The sequence below is a fragment of the Desulfovibrio sp. ZJ200 genome, assembly GCF_011039095.1.
In the GTDB taxonomy this organism is placed as follows: domain Bacteria; phylum Desulfobacterota; class Desulfovibrionia; order Desulfovibrionales; family Desulfovibrionaceae; genus Desulfovibrio.
This window is the reverse complement of sequence record NZ_JAAKEH010000072.1, coordinates 1-8347: the sequence shown is the minus strand read 5'-3', so window position 1 is coordinate 8347 and position 8347 is coordinate 1. Positions and strand designations below refer to the sequence as shown.

Genomic DNA, 8347 nt, shown 5'->3' with positions numbered 1-8347 from the left:
AATTATTCAATTTCAAAAGCGGCGCTGCCATCATTTCGCCTGAAAAGCGTGGTTTTCAGGCTCATTCGGCGCGGGCGTCCGCTCCCGCGGCCGCCAGAGCGGTTGCCGTTTTCAACAGCAAACCGCTCTAGACAAAGCTCTCCCGACGGGAGTCTCCCTTATTGCTCATAAAGGCCATCAGAAAAATAAACAGAAAATTTAAAAAAAAGAATATTCAAATTTTTCGTATTTTATTTCGATAGGTTGTTATAAGTTTGGCACGATTTTCCCCGTTCATAGAGAAATAGATTTGCTCCCCTTGACCAAATACGCCCTTCGCGCCATAGGCTTGAGGAACTTCCTTTTTGCAGGAGAGTTCCATGATGGACGCAAAGCTCGCTGATTTGATTTCCGCCCTGCCGGAGAGTGCCGCTTTGGCAGGTATCCGGGCCTATATCATCCGCGAAGGCTTGGAAGGAAATCTGGAGGACGCTGCCAAGGCTTTTGAGCAGGTGTTGCAATGCGAGGGGCAGGAGGGGATCAAGGCTGAATTGGCGGAGTTTCTTGTAGCCAGATACGCTTATCGGGGCAATTTGGAAACAGCCCGGAAACTTTATGCGCGCTTTGCCAGCCTGAGCACATCCGGGGCAACCTTGCAAGCGCAAGTGGCTGCGCTGCATATCCTTGCCTGCATGGTCATGGATGTGAAACTGGACGATGCCATCAGGCTCTGGAGGGACTATGTTCAACTCCCCATTCCCGCACAGTTCAAGAAACTTTCTGCCCATACGGGGCTGGCGGCGCTTCGCCAGGCTCGTAAAAATTCGGATTCCCGGCGTGCCAGGGTGGTATTTTCTACTCTGCGCGCGCTGGCTCAGGAAACAGGGGACGAAAAAATAGCAATCAGGGCGAAGGAAGTATTTGAGAAAGGGGCATCCCGATAAGAGGGGAATCATTAACCCCTGGCGTTTTTAAAAAGTCGCTTTTGCTCTTGCTCGATAAGGGTAACAAGCTCACCTGCGGACATGCCCAAGGCTTGCGCCAGCCAAAAAATGAAGTTCAGCGTGGGGCGGTATTTTCCCTGCTCCACCTGAAGCAGGTATACCCGGTCAAGATGAGAAATCATCGACAGACGGCGTTTGCTGAGCCCGGCATCTTCGCGTAACCGCGTGATAACACAAGAAATCGCCTCGGTAAGCTGCGGGTAGTCTTCCATTGAGCAAGTGTACCCGCTTGACAAGTTTTTCGGGATATGTTGGTAAACACAACAATACTTGCTGTTGTCATTTTGTGTTTCGACCCACGCTGGAATGCCCCCGCCTGGAGTTAGAGGCTAATGAGTAAATTATCCATCAAGCTATATATACAATAGATGGCAGACATCAATGGATGATAAATAAGATGGAAAATATAAACTATAAAATAGCTGACAAAATCATTTCCTTCGAAAGAAACGGTCAAACTCTCATTACATCAGGTATTAATATCAATCCGATACTTGTCACTAATGAAGATGCGAATAAAATAAAAAAATATATAGAAGAAATTCGTAAATATAGGAATATTAGTTTAGCCATAGATCATGCTGGTCATGAAGATTTGTTTATGTATCTAATGGATAGGAAAATTATCATACCAGATAATAATAATTTAAAAAAAACACACAAACAAAACATGAAAGGTGCTAGTATATTTCTTCTCCTCACTCAATATTGTAATTTAAATTGTATATATTGTCTTAACGGAAAAGAGTCATATAGAAAAAATGATGAATTAAAAATGAATTTAGATGTAGCAATCACGGCAATTAGAAAATTTATTGAAATTTATAAAGAGTGCGATGATCTTGAAATTGTTTTTTTTGGTGGCGAACCATTGCTAAATTGGTCTCTTATAAAAGATATTATTAAATATTCGGAAAAAAATTTTAAACCCAGTATGCCTGGTTTACGGTACCATATCACTACAAATTTAACCATATTTCCAGATGATATTATTTATTGGGCAAAAAAATATAATATAACTTTTCTTGTTGATATTGACGGAGATGAAATAACACATAATAAATTAAGGCCGTCGCATAAAATTAATTCATTTAAATCCACAACAAACCATCTTTCATTACTCAGATTAGCAAATATTCCTTACTCATTAAGGACAACTGTAACATCATTTAATGTTAATCAAATGGTGGGAATTTCACTTCTTCACAAAGAATTAGGAGGAGATTCATCGGCATTTGTAGCTGTTGGGCCAATAAATTCAGATAATTTCATTATGCCACCCTCATGGTATCCAGATATTGATATTTTTGAAGACAATCTAATCAATATCCTCAATGAAAATATTTGGAAACCTCGAGAGTTATTTCCAGTAAAAAATGTCATGGAAATAATTGAAAATGGTTCACCTTTATATCATGGATGTGGCTCACCTTTCAATAAGACGTCTGCAATATGTGTAAATGGTGATGCATATGCGTGTATATATTTTGTAGGAAATAAAAAGTTCTATTTAGGGAATGTTATGTCTGATGAGTATCCAAACAATGATGTTCTACAAATAATGCAGGAAGAGTCTCATGTTGATAATTTATCTAAGTGTATGAGCTGTAATTATAAATATATGTGCGGAGGTGGCTGTCCTCTATCAAAATTTATGGCTGAAGAGAATAAAAATGCTACAAACGAATTAGTCGAATATTCATTTAGAAGAAATTGCTTCTCTAAGAAGGTCTTCGAGTATCTCATGTGGAAGATTGCTGACGCATCCTGCGTTTAAGCATAAAAAAGGAGAGAACCATGGAAAGCAGCAATCAGGAAACCAATCATCAAACCCCTTCTCTGGAACGGCGTGAGTTCTTTAAGCAAGTCGTAAAGAAAACCGCTATTGTTTCTTTAGGCATAGCAGCAATTTCTCTTTGCATGGGTCACTCGGATGCCATTGCTCGTTGTACATGCTGTACTGGATGCACAAGTGGCTGTCGTGGATGCACTAATCTCTAATGTAACATACTAATATAATGGCCTAAGTTTCCAAATGACTTGGGCCATTTAAATTTTATATGGAGAATATGATGAAAAAGAATAAGTATGGTAACTATCATTTTAATTATCTTTAATTCTTTGTTATCCATAGTTGATGTAAAAGCGGAGATCTTAGACGACATGGTAGGTCAAGCCTTAATTGAGACATTCGACGGCGGAACTGTTGCTACTTACGAGTGGGTATGCACTTTTTGTGGTGTGACAGCTACTTCCCCTGGCAATAATCCTCAGTCAAATGGATGCCCTTCCCACCGTAGGCACAACTCACATTCATGGATAAATGTTGGTATTTCAGGAAATAATCGCTTCGTTTGCATACGCTAGTCGTTCACACACAAGCTCCTCCTAATTCAGCGTCTTGTTACGGCTACGGAAGGGCTGGATTCCATCGGTGGCGATAATTAACCAATCTCTACAACGCAAAAGGGGGCAAGGATGCGAACAAAAACTTGTTTAAAGTGTAAGGCGGAAAACCGTCTTAATGCGACGCATTGCTGGAATTGTGGAGCCAAACTAAAAGGACAATTATGGAAATTTTTATTATTATTCATAATTATTACAACTGTGTTGAGTTATCTTAACTCCAACTAATTTTTATTATAGGAACACTGATTATTAATTATAATGCCCAAGAATAAGTTATTCTTGGGCATTTTCCTTTACATAAACCCATGCAAAGTCCGCATGAAGTTCCTCAGTTTAATGGGTTCCTGTTTACACGTTTCGAGCATGGCTTTTTGTTCCTCGTACTGTTCCACGGTAATCTTGTCGGTGGAGCAGCCGTATTGCTTGCGGAGATAAGCCCGATAGCAGGGCATGAGTTCCGACAAGCCCAGGTCGGCAAGCAGTTGGCTCAGGGGAACACGGTCAACGGGGGGCGTTCTTTTGCTCATGGTTGAGCCTGACTGGCTTCCCGTAGCCTTTATTCCCCTGACACGTCCTTGCGAATTTCTGCCAGAGGCGGCATTGCCGTCATCGTCCTCCTCGGAAACGATTCCGAGCATGGCCGATAAGGCATAGCGCCGTCCATAGGTGAAGGCGCTTCCCATTGCCTGCGGGTCAGGCTTGGCAAGCGGAATGACCGCCAGCGATGCCTGGAATTGTCCTGTCTTGGCGTGAACAAGTTTCGTCACCAGACCAAGATTGCTGCCCTCCACAGGAACAGGGTATTGGGTCAGAAGGATACCGTTATCCAGCAAGGCCATACGGCAGGAGTCCATAACGCTGTTCAGTGTGGCGTACCTGTTTTTGGCAAAGGGGTTTTCGGCATCCTTGATGGCAGGCTGAAGGTGCTTCTGCACCTCGATGAGCGCCTTGGAAAGTTCGGTTATTTCCGGCGAACTGAACGCATAGTCCATGTCATCCTCCTTATGCCGCAAGGCATTTGCCGAAGCAGAGTTCCTGATGCTGGCACCACAGGCAGTTGATGCCCTGGTTCTTCCAGAACAGCCCTTGCCGGATAGCCGTAGCGATATGCCGGATAGAGCCGTAGAGCTTCACGAAGTCGCTTTCGGCCCGCAGGGAATTGAGCCACACGACCTTGGGTTCTTTTGAGCGCACCAGATAGAGCAAACTCACGGGAATCTGTATCTGAAAGCCGAACTCACAGGCCAGGAGATAGGCATAGACAGTCAGTTCCAGAGTGCGGTTTCCCTGCTCCAGACTGGACGACTTGGCCGATGTTTTGATGTCGATGATGCGGGTGAGTTCAGGTTCCGGCTGGTCGATGATGTCCGCAAAACCTCTCAGAAGGATGCTTTCATCCATTTCACCCGTGAGCGGATCAACAAGCGGATGTTCAAAATAAGCTTCCATCTGCCAGGTATTGAGCGGGCCGATCTTTTCCAGAAAGGCTTTGGCCTCGTTCAGAATCTTTTCCTGAGCCTGGCGAAAGCCTGCTTCATCGGCGTATTCGGTTTCCTGAACGGCAATGTTTGTCCAGTATTCCCGTGAGGCTTCCTCCGCCATATTGGGCACGGTCTTGCCATAGACAAGGCAGTTCTCAACAATATGATGGAGCGCCGAACCTTCAATGAGCGGGACGGCCGTCTTTTCGGGCACGATTTTCTCAACGTAGGTCAGGCGGTATTTTTCCGGGCAGAGGCAATAGGTATTCAGCCGCGATTTGGAGAGCAGCAGCGGTTCCATTTTCCCTCCAAGAGGGGGGGGGCGGGAACTCTCCGCCACCACCTGTTGAAGATGATAGCGGATATGCCTGTTTTCAGGCGGCGAAGCGCAGCTTGCGGCGGGGAACGCCTTCAAGCGAACTTTCGATGGTCTTGAGCAGATTTGTCATGGAGCTATGCAGATTTTCCTTAACCAGACTGCTATGCCGGATGGCATTGGCGTCCGTGCCGGAGATGACAGCCCTGCACTGGTTGACCAGTTCGGCAAGCTGCTCGTCCTCAAAGATATTCCTGTCAGCAAAGCTGTCCAGAAAGTCCCTGAGATTTTCCACAGCGGCATCGCGCAGGCGTTTGGGTTTGCCGTCCTCAGCGCCGGACACCTTGTCCGCGATGTTGGCGACAAGCTCCACAAACTCTCCGCGCAGGGCCGCAATGGCTTCCTGCCGGGCCTGTTCCATAAGGTTCTGGAACTTTGCCACTTCGTCCTTGTAGATGGACGGCGGCAAGACCCGTGAAACCGATGGCCCGATGACGATATAGCGCCACTGGAAGCGGAAGCGCGTTTTGATGGCTTCCGGCGTGGGGTAATCGCACTCGTCAAAGAGTTCGCCCAGCAGGGCTCTGGCATCCTGTATGGTCTGCGGATACCAGTAGAGAAAGTCCTCCACATGGCTCTGATACTGCGTTTCAAGCTGTTTGAGCTGCTCCTGAATCTCAGGGATGAGCTTCCGGGGCACAAGCATACAGCCATTTATGGGAAAGGGCAGCGCGATTTTTCGCAGATAGTTGCGCGCCTTGCCGATGACCTGCTTGATATTGGCCGTGGAATCCGGCGGCAGAAGCAGTTTTCTTCCGCGCAGGAAGTCCACATTGCCCACATCAGCCAGCAGGGATTGCGGCAGCTTCTTGTCCAGTTGCCAGCAGGTGGCATTGAGTTGGAGCAGGGCCGCTTCCCTGAACATGTTTTCAGCGGTTGCCATAGGTGATTTCCTCCGGGCCGGAGAAATGGATGCTCCTGACCAGATACATGTTGAACGGGTTGTCGAGATAGCAGCCAAGGCGCTCAGTGTCGTCATCGGCTTCGCCAATGCGGAGGAAGTAGTAGTCCTTTTCGTCAAGTTCACGCATGAAGGCTTCCATGAAGCCCACATCCGGGAAGTCGGAATACCACTTGATGCCGCTCCACCACCAGAACGCAGCCTAGCTTGAGGCATCGAGAGTGTGGGAGTCCGCATATTCCAGCAGCTCTTCCACCTCCTGTTTGAGTTCCGGCGCGGTGTTTTCAAGCTTTTCCCTGAGCCGGGCAGCCCCTGTTTTCGAGAGGCACAGGCTTACATCCGAGTAATAGCCCATGTTCACTCCCGGTTCTGGACGACTTCCGTCATGGTTTTGGAAAGCGGAATAAGCGAATGGCGAGCGGCTTCAAGGCCGTCATAGAGGGAGTCCCGAAGGATTTGCTCTATTTCCGAACCAGTGTAGCCTTTGAGGTCATCCGCCCAGGCTTCGGGCATGGATGTGCCGTACTTGCGGTTCATGATTTTGATGATTTCCCTGCGCTCGATAAGCCTAGGCAAGTCCACAAACCAGATGGCGTCAAAACGCCCTGCCCGGAGAAATTCGGGCGGCAGTTCCTTGATGTTGTTGGCCGTACCCACAATGAACGCGGATTTCTGCTCATTGGCCCAGGTCAGGAAATGGGAAAACATGCCCATTGTCGTGCCTGAGTCCTTGAGTCCGCCCCTGGCGCCGGAGAACATCTTCTCCAGTTCATCCAGAAAGAGGACGCAGTTGCCGAAGGCGTCCACAATTTTTGTGGACTCGCGCATCCGGCGCTCCGATTCACCCACCAGCGAGTTTTTCAACGCGCCGATGTCCAGCCTGAGCAGCGGGAATTGCAACATCCCCGCTATGGCGCAGGCGGTTTTGGATTTGCCCGTGCCGGGAACACCCACGAGGAGTATTCCTTTCGGCTTGGGCAGCTTTGAATCGGGCTTGTATGCCTGGGCGCGATTGGCTACATATTCCTTGAGGGGATTCAATCCGCCCACGTCAAGGATGTTCGCCGCCGGAAAGATTTCCAGTAAGCCGGATTTTTTTATCATCTGGCTCTTGGCTTCCGTCACGGTCTTGGAACTGAAGTAGCCCTTTTGGGTAAGGCTGAGGGAATAGGCGGTCTCCGCCTGAAATTCGGTCAACCCTGTTGCCAGCCTTGCGGCTTTTCGGTTGGGCCGAATGTTGAGGGGTTCGCCAAGTTCGGCTTGCAGGCGGTATAACGCCTCCTCCTCTGGCAATTTGACTTCCACGAGGTGAAAGAACGGTTGAAGCTGAGCGGGTAACGCAGGAGTCGGAGAAACGATGACCAGACATGAGCCAATTCCCTTATACACAGGGATGGCGTTCAGGATGGCCTGACTGACCATCGGGTCATCGACAAATGCCGACAATCCGTGGCAGACAAGCACAGTGTCCTTGGCGGACATGAGCCATGAGACAGCTTCAATCGGACTTTGAATGTCCTCGTGGAGAAACGATTGGGGAGTAAGCCCCCTGATGCCTTGTACGCAATCCCATCTGGCGATTTGCCAGCCCGGGATGTTCCTGAGTTCATCCTCTGTCCTGTGCGGCTCCAAAGTTTGCAGCAACACAGCGGGGAACCCGGCCTTTAACAAGTCTGAAATCATAAAAAGTCCTCCTTTTATATGGTATTTCCATATGAAGGAGGAGAATATTAAAAAGGAATCGCTATGCTTCACGTTGGAAAAGCAGTATTATATCTTTATGGAGTTGAACAGACTTTATCGAATAACGTCTCCAATAAGCTCAAGAAGTATTTTGAAAACGAAGCAGAGGTATATGTTCGATACGCATCAGTTCTTGGAAATGCAATAGAGAATTTAAATGAATATGGAGATAGAACTGATGATTAGCGGGCGGAATTACGAAAGGCAGCGGTAGGAATGTCCCTTATTCTTGATGATGTTTATAAAAAAGAAGGAATAAGAATTTATCTGTAGTAGTTCAGACTTGATCTGACAGTAGTCTCCGTTTTGATGGGTCCGTTGTCTGGTTAGTTGAGCTGCCCGACCTTTTCCTTCCAGATGGCCTTGCCGTCAAGCAGGGTTTGCATGGGCGTCCGTCCGCAACACATCTTGCCCTGGTGGCTTCGCTCCGTGTTGTACTCATTCAGCCAGGCAT

General features: G+C 47.5%; 10 protein-coding genes and 1 pseudogene. 3 read left to right on the top strand and 8 right to left on the bottom strand.

The genetic code is table 11. The annotated features are described in order from the left end of the window. Positions 1-359: 359 nt before the first annotated feature. A complete protein-coding gene (locus G7Y52_RS13745) occupies positions 360-923 on the top strand; it encodes a hypothetical protein (protein ID WP_165072848.1) in 564 nt (187 codons plus the stop codon). Positions 924-934: 11 nt separating this feature from the next. On the opposite strand, the gene G7Y52_RS13740 is transcribed toward G7Y52_RS13745, so the two are convergent. Further along, positions 935-1195 carry a helix-turn-helix transcriptional regulator gene (locus G7Y52_RS13740; RefSeq protein WP_165072846.1) on the bottom strand — a complete coding sequence of 87 codons (261 nt, stop codon included), beginning with the start codon at positions 1193-1195 and terminating at the stop codon, positions 935-937. 185 nt (positions 1196-1380) lie between these two features. Here G7Y52_RS13740 and G7Y52_RS13735 point away from each other — a divergent pair, with 185 nt between their 5' ends. Then, positions 1381-2760: a radical SAM protein gene (locus tag G7Y52_RS13735; protein ID WP_165072844.1), complete on the top strand. Its 1380-nt coding sequence runs from the start codon at positions 1381-1383 to the stop codon at positions 2758-2760. A gap of 925 nt (positions 2761-3685) precedes the next feature. On the opposite strand, the gene G7Y52_RS13730 is transcribed toward G7Y52_RS13735, so the two are convergent. The 6 genes from G7Y52_RS13730 to G7Y52_RS13705 all read right to left on the bottom strand — a co-directional run bounded on the left by G7Y52_RS13730 (position 3686) and on the right by G7Y52_RS13705 (position 7905). Beyond that, positions 3686-4384 carry an ERF family protein gene (locus tag G7Y52_RS13730; RefSeq protein ID WP_165072841.1) on the bottom strand — a complete coding sequence of 233 codons (699 nt, stop codon included), beginning with the start codon at positions 4382-4384 and terminating at the stop codon, positions 3686-3688. Positions 4385-4394: 10 nt separating this feature from the next. Next, complete coding sequence (locus G7Y52_RS13725; protein WP_165072840.1) at positions 4395-5174, bottom strand: PD-(D/E)XK nuclease family protein; 780 nt, start codon at positions 5172-5174, stop codon at positions 4395-4397. A gap of 73 nt (positions 5175-5247) precedes the next feature. Beyond that, positions 5248-6132: a DUF3150 domain-containing protein gene (locus G7Y52_RS13720; protein ID WP_165072838.1), complete on the bottom strand. Its 885-nt coding sequence runs from the start codon at positions 6130-6132 to the stop codon at positions 5248-5250. Further along, positions 6119-6280, bottom strand: coding sequence for a hypothetical protein (locus G7Y52_RS13715; RefSeq protein WP_165072836.1), 162 nt, complete (start codon positions 6278-6280; stop codon positions 6119-6121). The genes G7Y52_RS13720 and G7Y52_RS13715 overlap by 14 nt, the downstream gene beginning before the upstream one ends. 72 nt (positions 6281-6352) lie before the next feature. Beyond that, complete coding sequence (locus G7Y52_RS13710) at positions 6353-6505, bottom strand: hypothetical protein (protein ID WP_165072835.1); 153 nt, start codon at positions 6503-6505, stop codon at positions 6353-6355. A gap of 2 nt (positions 6506-6507) precedes the next feature. After that, positions 6508-7905: an AAA family ATPase gene (locus G7Y52_RS13705; RefSeq protein ID WP_241159765.1), complete on the bottom strand. Its 1398-nt coding sequence runs from the start codon at positions 7903-7905 to the stop codon at positions 6508-6510. Here G7Y52_RS13705 and G7Y52_RS13700 point away from each other — a divergent pair. Then, positions 7897-8079 carry a hypothetical protein gene (locus G7Y52_RS13700; protein WP_165072833.1) on the top strand — a complete coding sequence of 61 codons (183 nt, stop codon included), beginning with the start codon at positions 7897-7899 and terminating at the stop codon, positions 8077-8079. The genes G7Y52_RS13705 and G7Y52_RS13700 overlap by 9 nt on opposite strands. Before the next feature lie 140 nt (positions 8080-8219). On the opposite strand, the pseudogene G7Y52_RS13695 reads toward G7Y52_RS13700, so the two are convergent. Then, positions 8220-8347, bottom strand: a pseudogene (locus tag G7Y52_RS13695) (IS481 family transposase); the annotation flags it as partial.

What these genes read in the sequence shown, in the direction of transcription:
- G7Y52_RS13745 (WP_165072848.1), top strand. Translation starts at nt 360, where the DNA reads ATGATGGACGCAAAGCTCGCTGATTTGATTTCCGCCCTGCCGGAGAGT.
- G7Y52_RS13725 (WP_165072840.1), bottom strand. Translation starts at nt 5,174, where the DNA reads ATGGAACCGCTGCTGCTCTCCAAATCGCGGCTGAATACCTATTGCCTC.
- G7Y52_RS13740 (WP_165072846.1), bottom strand. Translation starts at nt 1,195, where the DNA reads ATGGAAGACTACCCGCAGCTTACCGAGGCGATTTCTTGTGTTATCACG.
- G7Y52_RS13735 (WP_165072844.1), top strand. Translation starts at nt 1,381, where the DNA reads ATGGAAAATATAAACTATAAAATAGCTGACAAAATCATTTCCTTCGAA.
- G7Y52_RS13700 (WP_165072833.1), top strand. Translation starts at nt 7,897, where the DNA reads ATGCTTCACGTTGGAAAAGCAGTATTATATCTTTATGGAGTTGAACAG.
- G7Y52_RS13730 (WP_165072841.1), bottom strand. Translation starts at nt 4,384, where the DNA reads ATGGACTATGCGTTCAGTTCGCCGGAAATAACCGAACTTTCCAAGGCG.
- G7Y52_RS13710 (WP_165072835.1), bottom strand. Translation starts at nt 6,505, where the DNA reads ATGGGCTATTACTCGGATGTAAGCCTGTGCCTCTCGAAAACAGGGGCT.
- G7Y52_RS13720 (WP_165072838.1), bottom strand. Translation starts at nt 6,132, where the DNA reads ATGGCAACCGCTGAAAACATGTTCAGGGAAGCGGCCCTGCTCCAACTC.
- G7Y52_RS13715 (WP_165072836.1), bottom strand. Translation starts at nt 6,280, where the DNA reads ATGCGTGAACTTGACGAAAAGGACTACTACTTCCTCCGCATTGGCGAA.